Genomic DNA, 26,285 nt, shown 5'->3' with positions numbered 1-26,285 from the left:
AGATTATGCAACGAGTTGGCTGTGGCATTACAACTATGAAAGACCACACCAAGCAAACAAAGGAAGGCCACCTCTAATGGCTGCTTAACCTCTACTTTTAACTTCGGTTATTTATGGGAGGATTACCGCCTCTTACAGTATGTGCCTCAGATGTGCATACGACTAGCCCCTAACCATGGGGCTTTTTAATGTCTATATGATTTTGAAGTCGTATTAAAATTTAACCGAAAAATGCAATGATACTCTGAATCACCACAGCATTCACAATATCAATAAAAAATGCACCACACAGCGGTACGATTAAAAAGGCTTTGTGCGATGGACCATAGCTATTGGTAACTGCCTGAATATTGGCAATCGCAGTCGGGGTTGCTCCCATACCAAAACCACAATGCCCTGCTACCAATACGGCTGCATCGTAATTTTTTCCCATAATCCTAAAGGTCACAATTGCGGTAAATAAAATCAGTACCGCTGTCTGCGCAAACAAAATGGTAATGAGCGGGCCTGCCAAATCGGCCAGTAACCAGAGTTGCAGTGACAGTAAAGCCATAGATAAATACAGGGATAATGACGCATTTCCGAATACATCAATGGCACGGTCGAAAATATCGACTTTCAGTACATGCTCTAGGAAGTTACGTACAATCACTCCTGTCCCTAAAGCCCAGACAAAGGTCGGTAGTTCAAACCATCTTCCCTGACTGATCTCTGTCATTTCATTCGCAACAAATATACATAGTGCAAACATCCCCAAAGTCGACACTGCATTACTGGCTGTAATCAACCGGGTTTTCTTTGGATATTCGAAGGGTGCGGTGTTGATGCTAGTATCGAGTTGTTGTTCATTGGTCTCTTGCGCTACTGTCTCTGCCAACTGATTTCGTTTAATCAAGAATTTGGCAACCGGACCACCCACAAGCCCACCAATAACCAAACCAAAAGTAGCACTTGCCATTCCGAGGACAATTGCCCCCTGTATTCCATATTGAGTTTCAAGCACTTCACCCCAAGCACCGGCAGTACCATGTCCACCCGTTAAGGTAACAGAACCGACAATCAGACCAATCAATGGATCAAGCCCAAGTGCTGTGGCTAAACTCATGCCAACCGCATTTTGTACAACTACAAATAGAATGACACAGACCAGAAAGATCAGCAGTGATTTCCCACCTTCTTTGAGCTTGGTAAAGTCTGCACTTAAACCAACAGAGGTAAAGAACATCAGCATCAGAATGGTTTGAATTTCTGAGTCAAATGTGGCACTGATATTAAAAAATTTATAGAGAATAAAAGCTGTAATCGCTGCGATTAGACCGCCGATTACAGGCTCAGGTAAGTTATAGTTTCTAAAGAAGCTAATTTTACTAACAAGATACCGCCCAATAAAAAGAAAAAATACTGCAATCACCAAGGTGCCAAAGGCATCGATTTCATAATTCATAACATTCCCTATTAGCTTTATTTTCATACAGTTTTAGGAAAACAGTATGAAAAATCAATTTTAGAAATGTTATGCAAGTTATTGTTTCTAGTAATTGTTTAATTTATGTCCTAAATAGATTCAATTAATACGATGGAATATCATAAACCCAATTGTGTGCTTGCTGGTCTGTCGTACTTTCACAAACATAATAATCATGATCCCAAGCATCTTGATGGAAAATTTCCTTTTTGGTATAGGTGACATTTTTACCTTCTTCGACACAGATAAAGCTGTCACCTTGGTCTTTGACTTGGGTTCCATTGAGGAAACCACCAATACAGAGGAAGCGGGATTTTTTTGCCATGTATTTACTTCAACTTTTCATTTATTTAAATATACGTGGATTGAACGATCGAATGAGCCAACTGTAAAGTTTAAGTTATAAAGTGCGGAGATTACATCCAAATAGCAAACTCAAAATCTAGTTAAAAAATGCAGCATCCAATTTTGCTATCGCTGCTTTGAGTAATTTAATGTTCATATAGACATAGTTTTTTTTGACATTATATATGACTTTCATAGGTGGAACATTTTCATATTCAAATTCTTGTAGATTTGGAAAAGTGTGTTTTAATGTTTTCCAATACTCAACATCATTGTATGTAATATCAATCAGACCAAGGAATTTTTGATCTGATTGATTAAAATTGTGTTCAATGCCAATGATTTGGTTTTGAAAGTACCAAAATATACCTATTTTCATAAATGAATTAATAGATCCAACTCACTTAAACAATCATTAATAAAATCATTTAAATCCTTATTATCTTTGATTGATAATAATTTAAAGGCATCGCCCGAAAAGCCTCTTAAATCACCTATAGCTTTACTAACCCATCCGTTAGGAATCTTTTTCCAATATTTAGGCTCTCCCCATGTCGGATTAAGTTTTAATATATCTTCCAATTTAGTGAAACTTTCTTCAGATAAAGCAATTCCATAGTGAAAATAATCTGTTGCAGCTACAAATATAAAATTAATGTCTGGCCTTTTCTTACTTTTCAATACACAGCCTATAACATCCCTTTCTGCAGCAGGATTTGAATTACTAATTTGCTTAAACCACTTTTTACAATTATTAGCTGTGTAGTGGATACTCTTAAATTCTGATGATTTTTCAAAATTTCCCGTTTCTAAAAATTTGCTTTCAACATATTCAAATAATTTAAAAAGCAATTCGCCACGATATGCGCTACTATTAAATTGAGTAGATAGCTTTCTGATTGCTTCTAATTCAACAGGTGTTATATCAACTAACATCTTTTTCAATTCCTTATTTACTGTTATCAATTCGCCAGTCAAAATTTTTAACAAATTTAAATATTGTCTAATTGCAGACTCTATATTAGGAGTTTCTTTAACCAAATATAAAATATGATTTTCAAGCCATTTTGTTATATCTTCTTTATAACTCAAACATTGTAAATCTATAGAATTTATTTCATTGTTAGTTATTAAAAAGTATTTATCATCCTTATTTATTATTTTACCTAAAGATGATTGAGAAGGTTTATTGCCTTGTAAAGTAAGATATATGATTGAAGGTGCTTTTTTCTTCTCAATACAATAATCATAGTATCTATTTAACTGTTTACTTTGATCCCCTGCATAAATCTTATTTTCTATTATTATCGCCTTATTTTTATTCTCTAACAACAAATCAATTTGACCTTGCGCACACCTAAATTCCCTTTTAATAGAAAAGAAATTATCTATCTCAAAATCCAACTTAAAATAACTAATGAAACTTTTTAAAAATAAATCCTTTTGCCCGTGTGTTCCGTTTGGATCTAATAATTCTTTAAGAATAGGTGTATGTGTAAATACTTCACTACTCCCAACACCTGATAACATCAATAAATTAAAAAAATCCCCATGAGCTTTATTTTTATTAATAATTTCTACAGTCTGCTTTATTAACTTATCAATGTATTCTTGCATTTAAATACTCAAAAAATAAGGGCTGATTACTCAGCCCTTATCTTATACCGCTTATTGCTTAATTATCAATTAATTAAGACAATTGAGCAGCAGCAATTTTCTTCGTATCTACATTTTCAGCAGCATCTGTGTATTCAGACATTTGATCAAAGTTCAAGTACTTGTAAATGTCAGCAGACATGCTGTCGATTTGAGAAGCGTATTGTTGATACTCTTCTGGAGTTGGTAATTTACCAAGAACCGCAGCAACAGATGCAAGCTCAGCAGAAGCCAAGTATACATTCGCGCCTTGACCTAAACGGTTCGGGAAGTTACGTGTAGATGTAGACACTACAGTCGTGTTCGGAGCAACACGTGCTTGGTTACCCATACATAATGAACAACCTGGCATTTCAGTACGCGCGCCAGCTTTACCATAAATGTTGAAGAAACCTTCTTCCATTAACTGGTGTTCGTCCATACGCGTTGGAGGAGCCAACCATAGACGAGTAGATAAAGAACCACCAGGAACTTTGTCTAGAAGTTTACCAGCTGCACGGAAGTGACCGATGTTCGTCATACAAGAACCGATGAATACTTCATCAATCTTGTCGCCTTGAACGTCAGAAAGCAGTTTCGCATCATCTGGATCGTTCGGGCAGCACAGGATAGGTTCGTTGATGTCAGCAAGGTCAATTTCATACACTTTAGTGTATTCAGCATCAGCATCAGCTTTAAGCAGTGATGGATTCGCTAACCATTTTTCCATGTTCTCAACACGGCGCGCCATAGTACGAGCATCGCCATAACCTTGTGAAATCATCCACTTCAGCATGGTGATGTTAGAACGTAGGTATTCAGCAACTTTCTCTTCAGACAGTGTGATCGCACAACCTGCAGCAGAACGTTCAGCAGAAGCATCAGACAATTCGAATGCTTGCTCAACAGTTAAGTCAGTTTCCATTTCTGTTAAGTCGATCTCTAAGATACGACCAGAGAAGATGTTTTTCTTACCTTTCTTCTCTACAGTCAGGTCACCTTCTTTAATTGCGTAGTAAGGAATTGCGTGTACCAGGTCACGTAGAGTGATACCAGGCTGCATTTTACCTTTGAACTTCACAAGTACAGATTCAGGCATATCCAGTGGCATAACACCAGTCGCAGCAGCGAACGCTACCAGACCAGAACCTGCCGGGAATGAAATACCAATTGGGAAACGAGTATGCGAGTCACCACCAGTACCAACTGTATCTGGAAGAAGCATACGGTTTAACCAAGAGTGGATAATACCGTCGCCTGGACGTAAAGATACACCACCACGGTTCATGATGAAGTCAGGTAGTGTGTGTTGCATTTGCACGTCAACTGGTTTTGGATACGCAGCTGTGTGACAGAAAGATTGCATTACCAGGTCAGCAGAGAAGCCCAAGCACGCCAGGTCTTTTAACTCGTCACGAGTCATAGGACCAGTTGTATCTTGAGAACCAACAGTTGTCATCTTAGGTTCGCAGTAAGTACCAGGGCGAACGCCTTGACCTTCTGGAAGACCACATGCACGACCAACCATCTTCTGCGCTAAAGTGAAGCCTTTGCCAGAGTCAGCAGGTTGTACTGGAGTACGGAATAAAGAAGATGGCTCAAGACCTAAAGCTTCACGTGCTTTACCAGTTAAACCACGACCAATGATCAGGTTAATACGGCCACCGGCACGTACTTCATCTAGAAGCACTGGAGTTTTCAGTTCAGATTCAGCAATTTGTTCGCCGTTTTTGAACGCAGTTACTTTTGCAGCAGCGTGATCGATTTTCAGTGTGATTTCATCACCCATGTTCATGTTAGAAACATCGATCTCAACTGGTAATGCACCCGCATCTTCCATGGTGTTGAAGAAAATCGGAGCAATCTTACCGCCTAAGCAGTAACCGCCATCTTTTTTGTTTGGAATGTGTGGAAGTTCGTCACCGAAGAACCAAAGCACAGAGTTCGTTGCAGATTTACGAGAAGAACCTGTACCAACAACGTCACCAACGTAAGCAACCTGGTTGCCTTTCGCGATCAGTTCTTTAATTTGGTTTAATGGACCAACTTCACCAGGAACTTCTGGGTTGATACCATCACGAACGTTTTTCAGCATTGCATTTGCGTGCAATGGAATGTCTGGACGGCTCCACGCGTCTTGTGCAGGTGACAAGTCGTCAGTATTCGTTTCGCCTGTTACTTTGAAAACAGTCAGTTTGATTTCTTCTGGAACGTCTGGACGGCTAGTGAACCATTCAGCTTCAGCCCATGATTGAAGTACTGCTTTCGCATTATCATTGCCCGCTTTTGCTTTTTCAGCAACGTCGTGGAATGCATCAAATACAAGCAGGGTTTTCTTCAGAGCGTCAGCCGCTAAACCACCAAGTTCAGCATTTTCCAGAAGTTCAACTAAAGGCGCTACGTTATAACCACCAAGCATAGTACCTAGTAAGTAAACCGCACGTTCTTTAGAAACTAATGGAGAAGTCGCTTCGCCTTTTGCCAATGCAGCTAAGAACGCAGCTTTTACGTATGCAGCTTGGTCTACACCCGCTGGAACACGGTTTTCAAGCAAGTCAACTAAGTATGCTTCTTCACCAGCTGGGGGATTTTTTAATAATTCAACTAATGCAGCAGTTTGAGCATCATCAAGTGGCTTCGGTGGGACTCCGAGTGCGGCACGTTCTTCAACGTGTTGGCGGTAAGCTTCTAGCACGGTGTTATTCCTCTTTTTTAAAAAATTACCTGTGAATTCCAGCTTGTTCAAAGCTTCACAAGTAATATGGACTGCAAAATTTTACTAAAATTCCAGTTAAAAGTTAATGCAAGGAAGGTGTTTCTTTGTGATGCTCATTATTTTATAACTAAATGATGTTCATATTGTTTATACAATAATCAAGCGGAGCACGTTTAGACCCGTCATTGCTGCTTTTAATCCACTTTAACCGAATTCTAAATAGAAAAAAGGCAACACTATGCTGCCTTTTCCGGGTTCCAATTACTATTCAACCTTAGTGTACCGTTGTACTGTTTAAATATTGCTGCAGATGTTCGCGACTGCCCTCAAATTTGACCTGAATTTCATCTTCATGCAGGGTACTATGCCCGGCACTGGCAAAGGAGATATTGACCTGATAACGCTTGCTGTCAGCATCAATAAGTTGTTGAAAATAGACTTTATCTCCAATACTGAGTACATAGTTGCTATTGCCAATAATGGTCACGCCCTGTTCATCTTCCAAGAGCAAATCTGCATGATGCAGATAACCAATCACGTCCATGATGTGCTCCTTTCTTCTGGCTATTGTTAAATCCATTATTCATTAAAAAGATAAGCTTTTCTATATTGGTGCTAAAGAAAAGTGTCACAATATATATTTATATTGCTTAGGCTATTTAGGAGTAAGTAGAGGAAGGAAAAGTAAGTTCAATATCCGCTTAAAATATAGATCATCGCAGTGAATTTTGATTATTGTTATTCATGTGCAGAAATATTAAGCACAAAAAATGCCAGATTACAAATATGTCATCTGGCATTTTGGGTTCATGACTTAAAAACGTCGATAATCCGGCATTTCGTCATACGGCGTAGCCAGACATTTTTCTGTATATTGCGTTTTAATTTTCTCACGCGCGGCATCTACATCACCCTTCACTTCCTGTTCAGGCATGGCATAGACCATTTCAATAATCTCAAAAATAAATTTGCGTGTGGTTTCATCTTCTACTTTGTCCGCATGGGCCAGTGCCTGATCTTTTTCAATGGCATTTTGACGATCCAGCATGATGGTTCGTGCTGCATTGCCAACACTGGTACAGTAACCTTTCCATTGCTCTTCCGGGGTTAAGGGCTTTTTCTCTGCACAGCCAGCCAATGCAATTACGGCAGCCAAAGCGAATAGTTTGTTCATGCATACTCTCCTATTTCCGCTATGATAATCAAAGTTATCCTGAATGAGAAATCAGCCAGAAAAAATGCGCTCGTGTTGAGCGCATTTTCAAGTTCAGATTAAACGGCTTAGAAACGCCAGTTATAGAAAATATCCACGGCACGTTCCAGCGACTGACTGGCTTCTAGATACAGACGCTTGTTCATCTGATAACGCAAGGTCAGCTTGTTCACCGGGGTAAACACGCCCACGCCATAACGGATAAACAGATCCGGAGTGATATAACCGGTCAGGCTGACCTGGGTATCATCACCCGTACCCTGTGCATCTAAAGCCAACCCACTTAAACCGAAGGTACGCCCAATCTGGTTGGTCAGGGCACGCGTGCCGCCTAAACCAAGACTGATACCTGCCGCGGCAATGGTATTATTGACGTCTGACTTAAAGCTTTCGGTCTGGCTTAAACCGCTGGCACCTTCATTGATACGACCTGTAATCAAGGCATTTAATGCTTCTTGTTCAGATAAGCCTGCATCGTTATACACCTGAATATTCGGACTACTGGCTGTGCCTGTGACTCTAAAGCCGACCATACTGCCCTGTACGTTTTTATTGGCATCCATGTCTAAAGTTGGGTTAGAAATTGGGCCATTAAAACGCGCAATTGCACGGTTCAAATCCAGACTTTGGCCATAGGCTTCAATCTTGACGCGCTGGCTAACCCCAATTGCACCATTGGCGCGCATGGCGGTTTCCAGACCACGCTGACTCAGATACAGACGGCCCACCAGAGGAATACGGCTGTCAAAGCCCTGGAAGATGACCTGATCACCCAGATTCAGTTCCAGATCGGCACGAATATCCCAAGGACGCGCAGAGCGTAATACCGCCAGCTGGTCTTGCCCTTCATGCACCACACGCACATCTGAAGACAGGCTCACCACCGGATCGGAAGCTTCTGGCATGGAAATTAACGCACGCGGTACATCGACCTTACCATTTAAGCTTAAGCGTTTCTGGGTCGGGAAAACCTCCATGGATAAATCCGGCGTCACAATCGCAGTAATTAGCGGCGCCTGACGTACCAGCAGATTATCCCCTTTTAAGTTCAGCTGAATTTTCGGTACGCCTTTCCAGTCAACACTACCGGTTAAATGCCCCACACCCTGACCGCTGTTAAATGCGCCATTAATTGTGGCCGAATCCTGCCGAATCGAGGAATACAGCTGCACATTGGTCAGGTTCACCGGCAGGGAAATCATGCTGATGGCACCATCTTTCAGACGCATTTCACCTGTGAGCAATGGTGATGTTAAAGTCCCGTTGACTTTGCCTGCAAAAGACAAAGTCCCTGCCATTGTGCGTACGTCGGCAATAAAGGGTTTAAAAACTTTGAGTTGTACCTGATCAAAGGCAATTTCACCGCGCATCGGCTTACGCTCGGTATATGGATCAATAATAACATTGGCATAACCGGCACCAATTTCCGGGGTTTTCACATCCAGTCGAATTTGCAGACCTTCGGCAATACTTTTAGCCACCACAGCCACCTGATCATAGCTTAAGGTAGAACCCAACTCTTGCGGGTCATCACCTGCCAGACCAATCACCCCATTACGGGTTACCAGACGTGCATCAATTTTTGGACGCTGGCCTTGCGCCCAAGATGCTTTGGCATGTCCATTGACTTTACCGGTAATCGCCAGACCTTCCGGCATAAAGGCGGCAAAATCATTCAGGTCGACATTGCGGGTTACAAAGGACAGATTACCGCGGTTTTTATTGACCCGAATTGGCTGGTCAAAACACAACTGGCTTTGCTGGCTCATCCAGCAATGCGCACCCACAAACAGATCGCTGGTTTTGGTCTGGAAGATGACCGAGGCATTCTGACGCTGCACCAGACGGGTTCTTAAGGAGTCAAAATCACCTTTCTGGATTTGACCCAGCCAGTTATTTTCAGCATTAAAGCCGCCAGCCAGCTGCACATAGAAGCTACTTAAACGGTTTTCCGCTTTCACTTTCAGCAGATGCGCCTGGCGGGTACCGGCCAGTGAAATCTCGCCTTTTTGAATTTCACGGTTGCCGCTACGTAAATTTTCCAGACTGGCCGTAAGCAAGGTTGGGGTATTTTCCGAGGTCGGCAATTCACCGCGTAAACGCATTTTGCGCACGCTAAACAGGTTATTTAAACCAAAATCATCGACCACCAGATTGGCGGTGGCCTGCAAACGTGGTTGCGACTGCACATTTAAATAGCCATAAGCACGGCCACGCAAACCGGCATACAGTTCATACAGTGCTGGTGCATTCAGTTTGATTCTCAGGTTTTGTGCATTACCAGTAGCCTGAATCTGGTTCTTGGCATAGGCCAGATATAAATTATTGGCCTCAAACTGCTGCGGCAGGAAACCTTGCTGATTGGCATCCATCAACAGGGCCAGATTACCGGTACCACGTACCGGTTTATTGTTGATCATGCCGGCCAGATTGAGCTTTTCAATATTGATGCGTTTAAGCTGATCTGACCAAACCCCTTGGGTACGTACATTGCCCGACAGCTCGCCGCGCACACTCGAGACAAAATAATGCGGTTTAAAGCGGATTAAAGAGGCGTTCAGGTTCCAGCCAATGCCATTTTTCAGGTTCAGCATACCATTGGCCAGAATCTGCCCGGCCACACCGTCATGACGCAGGTCTGAAATCTTGATCAGCTCCGGTGTACCGGACAGTTTCAGCTTTAAACTGCCCTGACTGGATTGCAGCAGACTGCTGTTGAGTGCGCCATCATAATTGACCGCAAAGCTCTTGAAGCCGCCACCCGCACGCTCATCATGAAACAGCAAGGCCACGGTACTGTTCCCGGTCAGATGCACCGTTTCATCCTGCTCGGCCAGACGACCGCGTAAATCAATATTGTTTAAATGAATAATCTGCTGGTTTGGACGGGCAAAACCATTGGCCTGCAAACGGCCATTCAGCAGATTGACCGGAGCAGCATCAGCAATAATTTGCGGATTAAAATTGTCCGCGTTTAACGTAGCATTCCATTTGAGCTGGCGCTTGTCGGTTGGCAGTTCAATCAGCGCACGGCCCGTCAAGGTGCTGGCGCCGGCGTTATAACTAAAGTTTGGTACATCCAGATTATTGTTCTTCAGATTCAGCTCAGCCTTATACATGCCCGCTGGTAAAGCACCCTGCTCATGCTGCGCCACCTGGGTTGCGACAAAAATCTTTTGCTGGCCTTCGACCAGGGCCATCTGCACATCACCCGATTCACTGGATAACCAGCCAATATAAGGCATCGCGCGGTCAATATTGTTCCAGCGTACATCCAGCACCATGGGGTTTGGCTGGCGGTTTTTCGGTGCATTCTGATCCAGTTTCAGGTTCCAGGTTTCATAGCGGTCGAAATCGACCTGCGCCGTCAGATGGGTTCCATTTTCTAAATAGCCTTTAGAGGCAATTTGAGCATCCAGACTTGGCGGCAGAAAATCCTGCACCACCTGCGGAATGAGTGGGTCTTTCGGATTAATCTTGTCCAGGCGACCGGTGAGGTCCCATCTGACGCGCTCGTTCCAGCCGACCACACCAGCCACATTCACGGCGCCCTGCATCAGCTGGCCATTTAAGTTGCTGATGTTCAGCTGATTGACCAGATCGGTATGCATAAGCGCGGTATATTGTCCTTTTGGAATATCTTTACCCGTCAGATCGGTAGCGACATCTAAATCCAGACGTTTAATATCACCCTTAAACTTGGCTGTGCCGTCTTCTGTATACAGCTCCCAATCTTGTAACAGCGGCCAATGGTATTGATTGAACTGCAGCTCGCCAAACATGGGCACATTTTTACGCATCGGATGCAGCACTACCCAACCGGTGAGCAAATCGGGCGTATAGGTCGCCACCCCGGCCTGAACGGTATCTAAAGACCCTTTGGCGACGACTTTAATATCATGAATATTCAGGCTGTTGTTTAACGAAGGTAAATTCACATCACCAATGGCATTCAGCGGATATTTGCCATAAAAATCCATATCGCCGCTGGCATTTTTGACCGACAGATAATCCATACGCATACTGGAATCTTCAAATTCCAGTTTGGTGCCCGACCACAGCGCATCGTTCAGGATCACATCATAAAAATTGACTTTGCTGCCACCTGAAGTCTGAATCAGCAAACGGTCCAGATCGGCATGATCAAGCCGGAGTACAAAAGGCAGACGGATTTCATTAAACTTGAATGGTCCATCACTTGGCGGTCCTTTGGTGGTAATTTGCAGATTACGCACATCGGCATGGGTAAAATGGATTTCCTTATTCAGCACGGCGCGCCAGCCCAGCATGACATCAGCGCGGTCAATTTTGACATCGACTGATTTTAGCGTAACCAGAATATTGCGCAGGATAATACCGCGTAATAAGTTTCCGCCTTCATATTCATACTGAATGATCTGCTGACGTTCCAGCACCCGGTCGAGCAGGAATTTACTGCCACGGTCGGTCGAGAACATGATTGCCAAAGCCGATACCAGCAACACCACCATAAACAGCAGTGACAACAAGGCACTTCTGACTATTCTGCGCTTTTTGGGTACAGGCGCGGGTGTATTTGGTTGCTGTTCAACTTCAGCCATAGTTCTCTCTAAATCTTAATTTTATAATTGCGAGCCAATAAAGAAATGCAGACGAATTGGATGATTCTCATCCGAAATGCCCGAAGCAACATCGACCCGAATCGGGCCAATTGGTGATGCCCAGCGTACCCCTAAACCGACACTGTATTCGGTCGGATTGCTAAAATCGGCATCATAGGCATTACCAAAATCGCTAAAAATTGCTGCGCGCCAGCCTTCCCTGAATTGATAGTTATATTCCAGTGAGCCAACCCCAAGTGCTTGTCCACCAATTTTAAAGCCATCAATTTGCGGAGACAGGCTCTTAAAGTCAAAACCGCGAATGGTCTGATCCCCACCGGCAAAGTAACGTAGATTATAAGGCACTTTGCTAAAATCTTCGGTCACGATATAACCCAGATCGGCACGACCAACAAACTGATGATCGTTATTTTCACCCAGAGAATAAATAAAACGCCAGCCGGCATTTAAAATTGCCATATCGGCATCGGACAACAGGCTTTCACTGCCGAGTTCAACTTTATAAATCTGCTTGAAACCACGGGTCGGATTGACACGCGGACTGCTGTCAGTACGCGACAGTTCATAACCAAACAGTAAAGATTGCTGCTCGGTGGAACCATTGCCAATAAAGGCGTCAGGAATCTTGTCAATATCGACCACACCGTTCTGGGTTAAACGGTCCAGACGGTAACGCAGACCATAAGCATGTTGCCAGCTGCCACGCGGGTTTTTAATAATCCGGTCGGCGCCGGCCACTGCCGATTCAATTAACAGGTCATTGCCGGCAGAAACATCGCTACGCTCTTCACGCTCATAACCGGCCACCAAAGTAATATAGTCATTCAGTGGATGATTATAGGGAATGCTATAGCGGCCATCTAAAGACTGGCGGATTTCAGATAGTTCCAGGTTGGCATCGAAGGAGTGACCACGACGGTTAACAATGGCCCGGCGATACTGGCCACGTACACGCATTCCGGTATCTGTGCCATAACCGGCACCGACTTCTGCACTGTTCAGCTTGTCGGCGTTCAAAGTCACAATCACCGGAATTTTCTTTTCCAGACGTGCCTGTTCTTTTAGCCGTTCTTCTTCTGACTGCTGGGTTTCCTGTTCGACCCGCAGCTGACGGATGTTTTCATTCTGCTCGGCTTCCTGAGTGCCGGCAAACTGGTCTTCATCCACCACTGACTGGGTCACTTCTTCAGTCGAGCTTAAATCTTTCTGGTCCTGAACCGGCTGGAAGTCTTCAGCGGAAAGTTTGCGCTGATCAACCAGGGCCTGAATATCCGGTGGCAACTCTGTTGGGCGTTCCAGCGGATCGGGACGCATGGTATCGACCAACGTATAGTTAAAATAACGTGAGTTGGTCAGGTTATTGGCCAGACCGTTGACCCGCCAGAAAGTATAATCGGCGCCATCTTCCCACGGCACCATGCTTTCCAGAATATCCATATCCAGAGGAAATTCTTTGCTCGGATCGCTCATCCGGAACTGGGCCGGCCCCAACGTATAACGCTCGCCGGTTTCATAGCGCAGATTAATATCGGCAGTATTTTGCGGCTGCGCCACTTTCACGTCATGCAGGCGCCAATAGCCATCAAAGAAACCGTTATTGGAGGCAGCATCATTAATCCGGGTTTTGGTCTCTTCATACAGACCGTGGTGAAACACATCGCCCACATCCTGATCGGGCAGGACGCGAATTACCTGGAACTGTGCCAGATTCTCACCTGGGCCGCTAAATTCAATATTCTGCTCCTGCACACGCACCGGTGTATTTGGTGTGACCAGAACCCGCACCCGGCTGTCATTCAGCTTTTCAAACTTGAATTCGGCATGATAAAAGCCGACGGCCTGTGCCGCCTGATTAGATAAAGAACGCAGCTGTGGTAAAGCCGAGGGAAAATCGGCAAAAGATTCCTGGGTAAAACTGGACAGTTTGCCGCGCACATTGGCACGCAGATTTTCCAGTGCCGTGGCATAGGCCTCTGCGGAAACTTCACCACTATTTTCGGCGCCGGTAATCACCACATCGGCACTAATCCGGGGCACCCGTGCAGTATTTAACTCACGCGGTGGACGTACCTTATACAGCAAGCGCCGGAAAAACCCCGGTTTATCGGCATCGGCCACTTCTGTATTCAGGCCCAATTCAGTCAGGGTTCGGCCGGAGGTATTCGCTTCCACCACAATCTGGCTGTCGGCGCGAATACTGTCCATGAGCTGGTCGACATTGACCGGAGACTGGTTAATTTCGGCCAGTTCCTGCTGGGTGGCATCATTAATCAGTACTTCGGTATTCTGCTCGGCGCGATACTGGCGTGCTTCCTGTTTGGCCTGTTCAGCGATCTGGAAAATTTCTGCGGCCATATTGGCATCGACCGGCATTACCGGTAAATCATCCAGATTTTCCAGTTCAATTGGCTGAAAAGCGGCTATCGGTTCACTGCTATTTTGCTGCTGTTGCAACATCTCCAGACTGTCCGGCTCAGTGCTGGGCACCTGAAAATTCTCAATTTTTTCTAATTCTTCAGGGGTATCTTTGCCTTGGCTGAGCGCCAGATCGCGAATTTCCTGTTTCATGTCGGCCGATGCGACCGGATCGCTCGCCGGTTCCGCCACTGCGGGAGGATTTTGACTAAAGCCCTGCTGTGCGACTAAACTTAAAAAAATGCTCAGACAAAGTTGTCTGGAATGCCTCCACTGAATTATGGCATGCATACTGTTAGACAGCGCAGACTTTTTAAAAGTTCGGTTCACAAGCATAGAAAACTCTAAATTTAATCTTTTTAATGGAAAAATCCGCAATGAAATGTTCGCTAACAGACTCTAATTTATTGGATTTTTTCAACAGTGAAAACACTGCAAAATATCATACATGATTTTCGGGCAATTATATCAATTGGTCACATTTCTTAATAAAACTAATGAAGTCCACTTCTTATGGAAAAAAATGAAAATTTGCTAGCCACACGACGCTTCTTGCCCATGTTCTGCACCCAGTTTCTGGGCGCGCTGAATGACAACGTGTTTAAGCAGGCTTTGCTGCTGGTGATTACCTATGGCTGGATCAGTCAGCAATCTGGCAGTATCAGCACTCTGAATAATCTGGCGGCACTGCTGTTCATTTTGCCCTACTTTATTTTCTCGGCCACAGCCGGCCAAATTGCCGATAAATATGAACGCTCGCAGCTGGTGCGTTATTTAAAACTGCTGGAAATTGCGGTGATGTTACTGGCCATGGTCGGCTTCCTGATTGGCAACTTATGGTTGCTGATGTTGGCCCTGTTTTTAATGGGTACCCAATCGACCTTTTTTGGTCCCATCAAATATGCGATTTTGCCGGAAATCCTGAAACCGAATGAGTTGATGTCGGGAAATGCACTGTTCCAGTCCGGCACTTCAATTGCCATTCTGGTCGGGATGATTCTAGGCGGCGCGGTGATTTCCCTCTCCGCTGGTAATTTACTCTGGATCAGCCTGACCGTGCTGGCTATTGCCGTGGTCGGTTATCTTGCCAGCCGTTTTATTTTAAAACAGCCGATTGCAGCGCCACAGTTACAGGTGGACTGGAACTTTTTCCGTACCAGTATTCAAACCTTAAAATACGCCAAAAACCTGCCGCTGATTTTTCTGATTTTACTCGGCAACTCCTGGTACTGGTTTTATGGCGCGACGTATCTGACCCAAATTCCGCAGCTGACCCAGCAAAATCTGCATGCTTCTGAAAATGTGGTCAGCTTATTGCTAACTTTCTTCTCGGTCGGGATTGGTATCGGTTCATTACTCTGTCGTAAAATTGGCGGCACCGAGGTAAATATCAAGATGGTACCGATTGGTGCGGTCGGTTTAACCGTATTTGCGTTTTATCTGGCTGCTGCACTGGCCTTTGTACCACCACAAACTGGTGAACTACTGGGCTTAAGCGAAGTCTTTCAGCAAGGCTGGAGTTATTATCATGTGATGCTGGCCGTGACCTTGCTCGGTATTAGTGGCGGTTTTTATATTGTGCCCCTATATGCCATGATGCAGGCCTATTCACCGCGCTCGCATCGTGCCCGGGTGGTGGCAGCCAATAACATTTTAAATGCGATTTTTATGGTTTCTTCAGCCATCTTCTCGATTATTATTTTAAGCGTGCTGCAAATTGACCTTAAAATTCTGTTTTGTATTACTGCTGTTTTAAGCGCCATATTCACCATCTGGCTCTTGTTTAAACTCAAGTCTATGCTTGATACTGCAGCAGACCCTCTGGAGGATTAAATTCATGCGTCATTACACCGGTCTCGACAAGTTTATTCATTCATTTGATCAGGCCTTACGCAGCCTGGTTCCGGGCGTCACTTCGGCTCAGCGCGATAATCCTGGGCAAAATACTCCAACTCAATTAGCAGTGAGTGAAGCGCGTCATGTGGCGGGATTAATGCGGGTCAATCATAGCGGTGAAGTCTGTGCGCAGGCGCTGTATCATGGTCAGGCACTTACAGCGAAACTCCCCAATGTACGCCGCGAAATGGAACAGGCCGCCATTGAAGAACAGGATCATTTGGCCTGGTGTGAAGACCGTTTAAAAGAACTGGATAGCCATACCAGCCTGCTGAATCCGGTCTGGTACGGACTGTCGTTCGGGATGGGCGCTATTGCCGGAATTGCCGGGGACAAATACAGTTTAGGTTTTGTGGCGGAAACCGAGCGTCAGGTCAGCCTGCATTTAGAAGATCATATTCGCCAATTGCCAGCACATGATGAACGCTCTCGCAAAATTCTGGAACAAATGAACGAAGATGAGTTACATCATCGTGATACTGCGCTGAATGCGGGCGGAGTTGATCTCCCTGCGCCTGTGCGTATTGCCATGACCGGTATTTCAAAATTAATGACCAAGACCAGTTATTATATTTAAGCGTTTTATCTTCATCATGTTTGATGATTTGATGAAAGATTCCAAAAACAGCCTGCATCCTCGCAGGCTGTTTTATCATTCGTGTGCAAGCTTAAGCAGAATTAACACACCCAATTTATCTACTTGATTTAAAAAGCCCGGTATAAAACCGGGCTTGCTGATGCGTCATGTCATCTTCACGCTGAACATTGAATTACAGGAAATGGATGGGGCTGATGAGCAAATGCCGCATTGTGCCACAGCTCGAACATCGGGATTTTCACATCCAGCGCCAGTGGTAATTTCTTTGGATTAAATTGCATTTGCTCCAGGCTTGTCCCCCAAGCAATTAAATCCACATCTAAACTGATTTGATGTGAAGGTCGTACCCGCCCGGAATCTGCTTCTAACTGTTTTAGCAAGGCCAGAATCTGCTCGACACTGTGTTCACTCTTGAGCAGACAGGCGGCATTCCAGTAATCCGCACCAATCCCATCCCGGCACGGAATCAGATAAATCGAGGAACACTGCAAACGCCCCAAACGCGACAGCGCAGCAAATGCCTGTTGAAAATGCTGTTCAGGATGAGAATTACTCGCCAGTGCTAGGGCGAAAATCGTTTCGGTGGCGTTCAAGACGAATTCCTACAGATTGGGCTTGCGGGATAATGGCAGGCTTGCGGATGCTAATCATAATCGATTCAACTGTAGGATAGTGAGCAAAAAGTGCATCCAGCACCAGCTTTGCTGCATGTTCAATCAATTTTGGCTGAGCGGCCTGAATCACTTGCGCAGAAATTTCGCAAATTTCGGCATAGTTCAGGGTATCTTCCAGTTCATCAGAACAGGCAGCCTGCTCCAGACTGCACTGAATGCTTAAGTCCAGCAGCAAAGGCTGGATAATCTGACGCTCCCAGTTAAAACAGCCCACCACTGTTTCGACCTTTAAGCCTTCAATAATAATTGCGTCCATCGGATTACTCGGGCGTGTATAACGTGAATCATCGCCTGCCTGCTACATTAGCATCACGTGTCACTTTGCGATGTAGCAGCAACAGCTTGTTATATAAAAGCTGGGCGATGTCTATAAATTAATGTTTGAGCAGCAGATTCGGGTCCATACTTTGTACCATCTGCAAGCGCTGGTCGGCATAAATGTCAGTATACGGCGCCAGGATACGCATGAAACGGTCAAAGTACAGCATTTGCTTGAACAGCAGCGCAAAATCACGCGGGAAACGGATGCCATGACGTTCACCAACCGCCACCATATCCATCATGATGTCATTTAAATCGGCCGGATTTGAACTGAGGATTTCCTGGGGATCGGCCAGCAATACACCACTAAACAGACGTTCCAAATCTTGCGCCAGCACTTGGGTGTTAATCTGGGTATCGGTCATGCCCATTTTCAGCATGTTTTCCGCCATCAGCGTGTAGTCGGTATTCTGCAAGGCATCCATAAAGGCGATACAGGCCGTCCAGACTTCAGGCTTCAGCTGCCCGACAATCCCAAAATCAATAAAACCGACGCGGCCATCTTCCAGCAGCATCAGGTTGCCAGCATGCAGGTCGGCATGGAAACTGTTACACATCATCAGGCTGCCAAACCAGGTATTCATGGCGGTAATTAACACCTGCGACGGGTCTTTGGCATACTGTTTTACCACTTCAAAATCGGTTAAAGGCACCCCGAAAAGACGCTGCATGGTCAACACCCGGCGAGTGGAATACTGATGATAAACCTTCGGCGCTGTTGCAGCCTGATTCTGGGTCAGGTTCAGATAATTGACAAAATCATCCAGGTTTTTGGCTTCTTCAATAAAGTCGACTTCGCGCACCATACGGACTTTAATTTCTTCGACAATATCAGCCAGAGAGGCGAATTTTACTTTTGGTACGGCTTTTTCCAGCAGCTTGGTGGCCCAGTGCAGCACATTCAGGTCAGTATATAAAATGGTTTCCACACCCGGTTTCTGGACTTTAATCACCACATCTTCGCCCGAGACCAGCTTGGCAGCATGCACCTGGGCAATGGAAGCCGAAGCCAGCGGGGTTTCATCAATCGAGGCAAAAATTTCGCCTAAATCACGCCCGGCGAATTCTGAAGCCAGCACCTGCTGTACATAGCTAAACGGCAATGATGGAGTTTGATCTAAACAGCCCTGAAACTCTTCCACATACTCACGTGGAAACAAAGATGGCGTGCTGGCAATAAACTGTCCCAGCTTGATATAGGTTGAACCGAGCGATTCAAAGGTTTCACGCATCAGTTTGGCATTGCTGGGTTTTTCAGTCGCATATTTCAGGCCGGCTTTGGCCGCCACGACCGCCGTTTCGCCCATACGCGCCACGGAACGAAGGCCATCTAACCAGATATTGTTTTTCATAATGTCTTCGATGAAATTAAATTTGAGTCAGTGTAGCAAAAAATTGATGTCAGATAGATTTATCTTGCCTGACAGCATGGGCAATTTCGGTCTTTTTCAAACGCCAGCAGGCGCTGTTTTAAACTCAGCCCATCCCAGAGCAGCAGCTTCTGTTTTAACGCAGCAATTCCCAGACCTAAATAGATCAAGGTATGATGCGCCTGTAAACTGGCCATCACATTCGGAGTCGTGGCCAGCACACCAGAATCGGCGCAGCGCAGGCTTTCATTGGCCTGATCTTCTTTTGGAAACAGGCATTCATAGCAGGCCGAATCACCTTCTACCATAAACAACTGGCCCTGAAAACCAATGGCCGAGGCACTAATCAGCGCCACCTGATGCTGCACACAAACACGGTTGACCAGATAGCGGGTACTGAAATTATCGCAGCCATCCAAAACCAGATCCTGCTGGGCAATCAGTTCGGCGGCATTGCTGTCATCCAGTTTGGCTGTGATGGCATGTACCTGAATATACGGATTAATCTTTTGCAGACGCTTGGCCAGAATGTCGGCCTTATAAAAACCTAGATCTTCTGCGCTATAGGCAATTTGACGTTGCAGGTTACTGACTTCAATCGTATCTGCATCAATAAGGGTGATTTTTCCGACCCCGGCGCGCGCCAACAGTTCGGCACTGCTACAGCCGATACCACCACAGCCGACAATCAGCACATTGGCCAGTTTTAATTTTTCCTGCGCTTCGATGTCCCAGCCATCCAGCAAAATCTGGCGACTATATAAATGCATTTCTGCATCGCTCAGTTCCTGCCAGTTATCCTCAAGTGTCACCATTTATCTTCCTGTTTTTTGCTGGCTATAGTGTAATTCGATTGATTTTTTTTAACAGCCTTACCCGCTGTTTTTTCGATTTCACTGCTTTTCATTTTATGTATTGCCTCTTGGTCTGGATGATATGTAAACAACTGTCTTGCCTGATGCGATTTTGTTGAGCGCAGATATTGTTTTACCCTGAATCTGTATGAGTTAGGTGAGACCGCTACGCGAAGCACAAAAATCGTTTTACTCTGCTTGTAAATGAGTTCTTTTGCGTAAAAGCGCATTTACTGACATCAGGAGCAGAGCACATGAACGATCAACATAACCGCGACAAATTATGGGAACTGATTAAAGATGTACGCTTCACCATGATCAGTCACCACACCGAAACCCAAGAAATTCATGCACAGCCAATGACCATGCTCAATTCTGAAAAGCTGCATGAACGTCAGAATTTGTATTTTATTTTGCGTGACAGCAATGATCTGGTTACAGCAGTGACCAGCGGCCGTAACCAGATTGGTCTGGCGTTCTCCAAACCCTCAGACGGGATTTATGTGTCGATGAGTGCACATGCGCAAATCAGTACCGATCGTGCCCTGATTGATCAGCTCTGGAATCCATGGGCGGAAAACTGGTTTAACGGCGAGGATGATCCTTCGGTGCGTGTTCTGGTGGCAGAAGCGATTAGTGCCGAATACTGGAATGTCACCGACAATAAAGTCACCCAGTTATTTAAAGTACTGAAAGGCAATCTGACTGGTAAAACTGGTGAACCCAATTCTGAACACCAGAAAATGGATTTATAACAGCCACATATACGCCTTGAAATAGCCATAAAAAAAGTCACGCTTTGACCTGTATTTTGCAGATTCTTGCGTGACTTTTTATAGATAAAAATAAAACTGATAAAAATCAATATCAAGAAACCAAATGTAATGACATACAAATTACATAAATTAAATAATTTTAATTGTCTTCTATCTCCTCTTAACTGACTTTTTCCAACAGTATCTGTTTATCAATTTCCTGCTGCTTAAGGATATTGCGTTGAATCTTGCCGCTGGAGGTTTTGGGTAAAGCCTCGACAAATTCAATCTCTTTCGGATAAGCATGTTTGGATAAACGTGAACGCACATAATGCTGTAGTTTTTGTTCCAGTGCCGGACTTGCAGCAAATTGTGCTTTTAGCACCACAAAGGCTTTAACGATTTCAGTACGCGCCGGGTCCGGTTTACCCACCACGGCTGATTCCAGCACTTCCTCGCATTCCAGCAAGGTGCTTTCGACATCAAACGGTCCGACCCGATAGCCCGAAGTTGTAATGACATCGTCTGCACGCCCAATAAAATCAATTCCGCCCAGCTCATTTAAACGCACCGTATCACCGGTTAAATAGTACTGGCCCACAAAGGATTTACGGTTATGTCCGGCATAGCCTTTAAACCACATTAATGGAGATTGTGATTCATCCAGCGCCAGCGTGCCAATTTCACCCGCGGCAACTTCCTGATGCTGTGCATTTAATACCGCAAAACGATGTCCCGGAATGGCATAACCGGCCGAGCCCACTTTTTTGTGATGTTCCAGCGCATGATGATTGGCAATCACCATGCCCAGTTCAGTTTGTCCGTACTGATCGTAAACATTGACCTCGAGATCCTGTTTAAACCAGTGAATAACTTCTGGGGTTAGTGGCTCACCGGCACTGCTGACCACGCGCAAGGTTTAGGTACACCGGCAAATTTTTCTTTAAAGCCAAAGAACATACGAAAGGCTGTTGGCGAACCGGCCAAATTGCTGACCTGATATTTTTGAATGACTTCCAGTGCATGATCGACACTAAATGGTCGTTCATCCATGATAATACTATGCCCCAGACTGAGCGGCCCGGTAATGCCATAATACAACCCATAGGCCCAGCCCGGATCGGCCAGATTCCAGAACGAATCTTCAGCACGTAAATCGACCGCATACTGCATATAACCTTTAAAGGCCAGCAAGGCTTTTAAAGGCACCGGCACCGATTTTGCCAGACCCGTGGTACCGGAAGTAAACATCATCAGAAAGTCATCTTCAAAGCTGCGCAGTACCGGCTCAAAACTGGCAGAATGCTGATTCAGCTGCTGCCAGAAATCGGCATCACCTGTTCCAGCCGCTTCAGCACCGACGGTTAATATACCAATCTGCTGCAATGAACTGAGTTTGGCGCGTTGCTCGGTATGGGTCACAATAAACCGGGTATTGGCAGCCTCCAGCCGGTGTTCAATCGCTTTCGATTCAAAGGCTGTAAATAGCGGCTGATAGACCGCGCCCATCCGCCAGGTGGCCAATACGGTAATCAGCAATTCCGGAGTTCTTGGCAGCAGACCGGCAATACAGTCGCCTGCTTTTAAACCCATGGCCTGAAAATAATTGGCCAGCTTGCCCGAAGCCTCAGCCAGCTGATCAAAGCTCCAACGGGCTGATTCACCCTGCTTACCTTCCCAGATCAAAGCGGTGTGCTGCTGTCCAGAATATCGGCCACAGCATTCGGTATAGGCATTCAGTGCCTGTGCCGTTCCCTGTAACTGAGTAGCAATCAGTTGTTCCAAATTAAAATCTTGATAGGCGTCTTGCAACGTTTTCATGGGGGCAACCTCTTATCCTTCGGGGCGATTGATCTGCAAAAACATCCGTATTGCAGAACGTGTTCCTTGTTGTTTTCATGCCATCGGGCTGATGGTCTGCAGTCCATCCGACTGCAGGGTTATTTCTTATACGGCTATTTTTAGGTTGTGCCCATGCAAAGTGGTCTTCACATGGGAGATGGGTTAGATGATGAATAGCATCTTATGCTTCAGTTCAGCATAAGGACGGCGCGACTGCAATTTCCATTGGCCTCAATCGTGATGCTGTGTTTGGACATATTGCTGTATCAACGTCGGTTTAAGGCTGGGTCACAGCCCGGGCGATTACCAAACGCTGAATATCCGAAGCACCTTCATAAATCTGGCTAACCCGGACATCGCGGTAAATCCGTTCTACCGGGAAGTCGGACACATAACCATAACCGCCATGAATCTGGATGGCATCGGAGCAGACGCGCTCTGCCATGGTTGAAGCAAACAGTTTGGCCATCGAAGCCTCTTTTAAACACGGTAAACCGGCATCTTTTAAGCTGGCTGCATGCAAAATCAACTGACGCGCCGCTTCAATTTGCGTGGCCATATCGGCCAGACGAAAAGCCACTGCCTGATGTTGCACGATCTCAACCCCAAAGGCTTTACGTTCATTGGCATATTCCACGGCGGCATCTAAAGCAGCACGCGCCATCCCCACCGATTGGGCAGCAATCCCGATCCGGCCTGACTCCAGATTGGACAAAGCAATTTTATAGCCTTCGCCTTCCTGACCGAGCAGATGATCAGCTGGAATACGGCATTGATCCAGCACAATAGTCGCCGTATCGGAACAATGCTGCCCCATCTTGTCTTCTAAACGCGACACGATATATCCCGGGTTATCGGTCGGGACCAAAAAGCAGGAAATGCCTTTTTTGCCAGCAGATTTATCGGTCACAGCAAAGACCAAAGCCAGCTGGGCGTGTTTACCGGTGGTAATAAACTGCTTAGTGCCATTTAATATCCAACTGTCACCATCACGTTCAGCCTTGCATTCGATGGCACTGGCATCGGAACCGACTTGCGGTTCGGTCAGGCAAAAACAGCCTAACCATTCACCGGTCGCCAGTTTGGTCAGATAATGCTGTTTTTGCGCTTCAGTGCCATAACGCTGAATGATGCCGCACGGTAAAGAGTTTTGCACACTCACAATCGTCGAAATCGCACCATCTCCTGCGGCAATTTCCTCTAAAGCCAGCACCAGCGAGATATAATCCAGACCGGCACCACCCCACTGTTCCGATACAGTCATACCCAGTGCACCTAAAGCGCCCAGCTCTTTCAGTTCCTGTGCCGGAAACTGTGCGGTTTTATCGCGTTCGGCTGCGGTCGGTTTCAATTTCTCCTGCGCATAGCTACGCATCATGTCCTGAACCATTTTTTGTTGTTCATTTAAAATCATTGCTTTCTCGTTCTCATTACGTTGGATTCGGCTGAAGTACGCTGGCTGATCTAAAAACTTGGGGGATGGTCTAGCTGCAGCATCAGCACGACAACCAGACCAGATGGGTTTATCTTATTTTTATTTACTTAGGCTATTTATTTAACCCAGCAAAGGGCTGCTTTTTTAAGCATTGTACTTATTTAGGCTGCATCCGGATCGCACCATCCAGACGAATCACCTCACCATTCAAATAGCCATTTTCAAAAATCTGTCCTACCAACTGGGCAAACTCATGTGGCTTAGCCAGACGCGGTGGATATGGCACCATCTGCCCCAAAGCATCCTGCACATGCTGTGGAAAGGCTTTCAGCATTGGTGTTTCCATAATCCCCGGTGCAATGGTCATCACGCGGATCGATTCACGGGCCAGTTCACGCGCTAGCGGCAAGGTCATCGCCACAATCGCACCTTTGGACGCAGAATAGGCCGCCTGACCAATCTGTCCTTCATACGCCGCCACTGAAGCGGTATTGACAATTACACCGCGCTCTTCTTCACCAGCTTGCAGTTGATATTTGGCCATCAGCTGCGCAGCAAAACGAATCATGTTAAAGCTGCCACTGACATTAATGTCCAGCACTTTCTGGAACATGCTTAAGCTATGTAAGCCTTCTTTGCCCAGCACTTTGGCTGAAGGTGCGATGCCGGCACAGTTGACCAGACCATTTAACTGGCCATAGTGCTGCTCAATCTCGGCAAAGAATTGCTCTACCGCGGCTTCATCGGTCACATCCAGCGCCTTAAACTGGGCTTTTTCACCCAATTGCTGTGCCATTTGCGTACCCAGCTCCTGATTCATATCGACCAGAATGACATTGGCCCCCTGCTCCACCAGATACTGTGCAGTAGCAGCGCCCAAACCAGATGCACCACCGGTAACCACACATACTTTTCCTTGAATCTTCATTTTATTTTCCCAAATAGTTTTGTTATCAATGACACATACTCGACTTAAGATGCAGAGTAATCAGACTCCAGCTTGAGTACAATTTCCAAATACAGCATCCTGCATGATGCCTTTGAACAATAGCATTTTTAACATAATTTTAAATTGAATAGACACGCGATGACGCCATCCCATTTGCATTATAGTAAAGGCACCATTTCTATTGCACTGGTGCATGAAGCACTGCAAGCCGCCCAGCAGCAAGGGGTGGAAATTCACTCCATTCTGACCCGGGCCGGTATTCCGCTGGAGCTGATGCATTCGGCCAAAGCGCGGGTGTCGGTGCTGCAATATGGGCAGCTGTGGATTGCCCTGGCCGATGCCATGAATGATGAGTTTTTTGGTATGGACAGCCATCCGCTGCGCCGTGGCAGTTATCGTTTATTGTCCAAATGGGTCTACTCTGCCGATACCATTGAAACCGCACTGAAAGAGATTCTAAAGTTTTTCAACCTGATTCTGGATGATCTGCGCGGGGAACTGCAGCTCAACAAAGATGCTGCTGTGCTGACCCTTCATGATCGGGCGCAGCCCAAAGCCATGTTCAGTTATGCGACTTATTTAATGCTGGTGCATAGCCTGATCTGCTGGCTCAGTGGACAGCGCATTGCCATTCAAAAAATCGAACTAAAATGCCCGGCTCCAAGCGATGATGCAGATTATCGGGTGCGCTTTTGTGAAAACATTCGCTATGAACAACCCGACAACCGAATCTATTTTGATGCGCAGGCTTTGGGTCTAAAAATCAAGCAGGATGAGCGCAGCTGGAAACGCTTTTTACAGCAAACCCCGTATAACCTGCTGGTGCGTTTTAAAAATCCGCATGCGTTAAGCACGATGATTCGCAAACAACTGATGCAGCGTCCGCCAAGTGAATGGCTGGAACTGCATGAACTGACCCGACAACTGAATATGTCAGGCGCCACTTTTCAGCGCCGTTTAAAACAGGAAGGTACCAGCTATCAGCTACTGAAAAATGAAATCCGCCGCGATACCGCGATTGAACTACTCTCGAAAACCGAGCTATCGCTACAAGATATTAGTGAACGGCTGAATTTTCATGATCCAAGTGCCTTTCACCGAGCCTTTAAAAAGTGGACTGGCTTAAATCCGGGGGCCTACCGGCAGAATCAAAGCTAGCCGTTATTTATGCTGATATTTTTAACTCAGAACTTTTAAATAT

At 45.6% G+C, this 26,285-nt stretch carries 20 protein-coding genes and 1 pseudogene; 4 read left to right on the top strand and 17 right to left on the bottom strand.

What is annotated here, in order from left to right; translation table 11 throughout:
- Positions 1 to 220: 220 nt before the first annotated feature.
- The 9 genes from gltS to FTT63_RS06520 form a co-directional block, all read right to left on the bottom strand.
- The gene (gene gltS, locus FTT63_RS06560) at positions 221 to 1,444 is read right to left on the bottom strand and encodes a sodium/glutamate symporter (protein WP_016659076.1); all 1,224 of its coding nucleotides are present in this window, start codon (positions 1,442 to 1,444) and stop codon (positions 221 to 223) included.
- A 124-nt stretch (positions 1,445 to 1,568) separates the two neighbouring features.
- Entirely contained in the window at positions 1,569 to 1,790 is a 222-nt protein-coding gene (locus FTT63_RS06555; protein WP_016659077.1) for a hypothetical protein, read from the bottom strand.
- 117 nt (positions 1,791 to 1,907) lie between these two features.
- Positions 1,908 to 2,189 (bottom strand): hypothetical protein, encoded by a 282-nt coding sequence (locus tag FTT63_RS06550; protein ID WP_227554651.1) that lies wholly within the window; start codon positions 2,187 to 2,189, stop codon positions 1,908 to 1,910.
- On the bottom strand, positions 2,186 to 3,427 hold the full coding sequence (locus FTT63_RS06545; RefSeq protein WP_127801422.1) for a PD-(D/E)XK nuclease family protein: 1,242 nt from the start codon (positions 3,425 to 3,427) through the stop codon (positions 2,186 to 2,188). Before FTT63_RS06545 ends, FTT63_RS06550 begins: the two co-directional genes overlap by 4 nt.
- A 73-nt stretch (positions 3,428 to 3,500) precedes the next feature.
- On the bottom strand, positions 3,501 to 6,140 hold the full coding sequence (locus tag FTT63_RS06540; protein WP_168383502.1) for a bifunctional aconitate hydratase 2/2-methylisocitrate dehydratase: 2,640 nt from the start codon (positions 6,138 to 6,140) through the stop codon (positions 3,501 to 3,503).
- Between the two features lie 295 nt (positions 6,141 to 6,435).
- Positions 6,436 to 6,705, bottom strand: a complete 270-nt coding sequence (locus tag FTT63_RS06535) for a hypothetical protein (RefSeq protein ID WP_005178664.1) — start codon at positions 6,703 to 6,705, stop codon at positions 6,436 to 6,438.
- Positions 6,706 to 6,975: 270 nt separating this feature from the next.
- A complete protein-coding gene (locus tag FTT63_RS06530; RefSeq protein WP_127799168.1) occupies positions 6,976 to 7,335 on the bottom strand; it encodes a hypothetical protein in 360 nt (119 codons plus the stop codon).
- A gap of 107 nt (positions 7,336 to 7,442) precedes the next feature.
- Positions 7,443 to 11,954 carry a translocation/assembly module TamB domain-containing protein gene (locus FTT63_RS06525; RefSeq protein ID WP_180192095.1) on the bottom strand — a complete coding sequence of 1,504 codons (4,512 nt, stop codon included), beginning with the start codon at positions 11,952 to 11,954 and terminating at the stop codon, positions 7,443 to 7,445.
- A 21-nt stretch (positions 11,955 to 11,975) separates the two neighbouring features.
- Entirely contained in the window at positions 11,976 to 14,726 is a 2,751-nt protein-coding gene (locus tag FTT63_RS06520) for an autotransporter assembly complex family protein (RefSeq protein ID WP_104488918.1), read from the bottom strand.
- 177 nt (positions 14,727 to 14,903) lie between these two features.
- On the opposite strand from FTT63_RS06520, the gene FTT63_RS06515 reads away from it, so the two are divergent.
- Positions 14,904 to 16,223 carry an MFS transporter gene (locus tag FTT63_RS06515; protein ID WP_180192094.1) on the top strand — a complete coding sequence of 440 codons (1,320 nt, stop codon included), beginning with the start codon at positions 14,904 to 14,906 and terminating at the stop codon, positions 16,221 to 16,223.
- A gap of 4 nt (positions 16,224 to 16,227) precedes the next feature.
- The gene (coq7, locus tag FTT63_RS06510; RefSeq protein WP_005178679.1) at positions 16,228 to 16,863 is read left to right on the top strand and encodes a 2-polyprenyl-3-methyl-6-methoxy-1,4-benzoquinone monooxygenase; all 636 of its coding nucleotides are present in this window, start codon (positions 16,228 to 16,230) and stop codon (positions 16,861 to 16,863) included.
- Between the two features lie 176 nt (positions 16,864 to 17,039).
- Here the strand turns inward: coq7 and FTT63_RS06505 are convergent, their stop codons facing one another.
- The 5 genes from FTT63_RS06505 to FTT63_RS06485 all read right to left on the bottom strand — a co-directional run bounded on the left by FTT63_RS06505 (position 17,040) and on the right by FTT63_RS06485 (position 20,333).
- Complete coding sequence (locus FTT63_RS06505; protein WP_005178682.1) at positions 17,040 to 17,477, bottom strand: 2-amino-4-hydroxy-6-hydroxymethyldihydropteridine diphosphokinase; 438 nt, start codon at positions 17,475 to 17,477, stop codon at positions 17,040 to 17,042.
- A complete protein-coding gene (folB, locus tag FTT63_RS06500; RefSeq protein ID WP_016659086.1) occupies positions 17,434 to 17,814 on the bottom strand; it encodes a dihydroneopterin aldolase in 381 nt (126 codons plus the stop codon). Before folB ends, FTT63_RS06505 begins: the two co-directional genes overlap by 44 nt.
- Before the next feature lie 118 nt (positions 17,815 to 17,932).
- Positions 17,933 to 19,231, bottom strand: a complete 1,299-nt coding sequence (locus FTT63_RS06495) for an AarF/ABC1/UbiB kinase family protein (RefSeq protein WP_016659087.1) — start codon at positions 19,229 to 19,231, stop codon at positions 17,933 to 17,935.
- A 59-nt stretch (positions 19,232 to 19,290) separates the two neighbouring features.
- Entirely contained in the window at positions 19,291 to 20,064 is a 774-nt protein-coding gene (locus FTT63_RS06490) for a HesA/MoeB/ThiF family protein (RefSeq protein WP_104488920.1), read from the bottom strand.
- Complete coding sequence (locus tag FTT63_RS06485) at positions 20,058 to 20,333, bottom strand: hypothetical protein (protein ID WP_104473014.1); 276 nt, start codon at positions 20,331 to 20,333, stop codon at positions 20,058 to 20,060. Before FTT63_RS06485 ends, FTT63_RS06490 begins: the two co-directional genes overlap by 7 nt.
- Before the next feature lie 24 nt (positions 20,334 to 20,357).
- On the opposite strand from FTT63_RS06485, the gene FTT63_RS06480 reads away from it, so the two are divergent.
- Positions 20,358 to 20,858, top strand: coding sequence for a pyridoxamine 5'-phosphate oxidase family protein (locus tag FTT63_RS06480; protein ID WP_180192093.1), 501 nt, complete (start codon positions 20,358 to 20,360; stop codon positions 20,856 to 20,858).
- A gap of 181 nt (positions 20,859 to 21,039) precedes the next feature.
- Here FTT63_RS06480 and FTT63_RS06475 read toward each other — a convergent pair.
- The 3 genes and pseudogenes from FTT63_RS06475 to FTT63_RS06465 all read right to left on the bottom strand — a co-directional run bounded on the left by FTT63_RS06475 (position 21,040) and on the right by FTT63_RS06465 (position 25,063).
- A pseudogene (locus FTT63_RS06475) lies at positions 21,040 to 22,679 on the bottom strand (AMP-binding protein).
- A gap of 298 nt (positions 22,680 to 22,977) precedes the next feature.
- Positions 22,978 to 24,114 carry an acyl-CoA dehydrogenase family protein gene (locus FTT63_RS06470; RefSeq protein WP_168384383.1) on the bottom strand — a complete coding sequence of 379 codons (1,137 nt, stop codon included), beginning with the start codon at positions 24,112 to 24,114 and terminating at the stop codon, positions 22,978 to 22,980.
- 178 nt (positions 24,115 to 24,292) lie between these two features.
- Positions 24,293 to 25,063: a 3-hydroxyacyl-CoA dehydrogenase gene (locus tag FTT63_RS06465; protein ID WP_005178702.1), complete on the bottom strand. Its 771-nt coding sequence runs from the start codon at positions 25,061 to 25,063 to the stop codon at positions 24,293 to 24,295.
- A gap of 159 nt (positions 25,064 to 25,222) precedes the next feature.
- Between FTT63_RS06465 and FTT63_RS06460 the strand changes: the two genes are divergently transcribed.
- Positions 25,223 to 26,242 carry an AraC family transcriptional regulator gene (locus FTT63_RS06460; protein WP_104491604.1) on the top strand — a complete coding sequence of 340 codons (1,020 nt, stop codon included), beginning with the start codon at positions 25,223 to 25,225 and terminating at the stop codon, positions 26,240 to 26,242.
- Positions 26,243 to 26,285 lie beyond the last annotated feature (43 nt).

Origin of the sequence: Acinetobacter sp. C15 (assembly GCF_013420645.1) — a bacterium.
Taxonomy (GTDB): Bacteria; Pseudomonadota; Gammaproteobacteria; order Pseudomonadales; family Moraxellaceae; genus Acinetobacter; species Acinetobacter indicus.
Note: the sequence above shows the minus strand (reverse complement) of the source record. Positions and strands in the feature narration are given on the sequence as shown.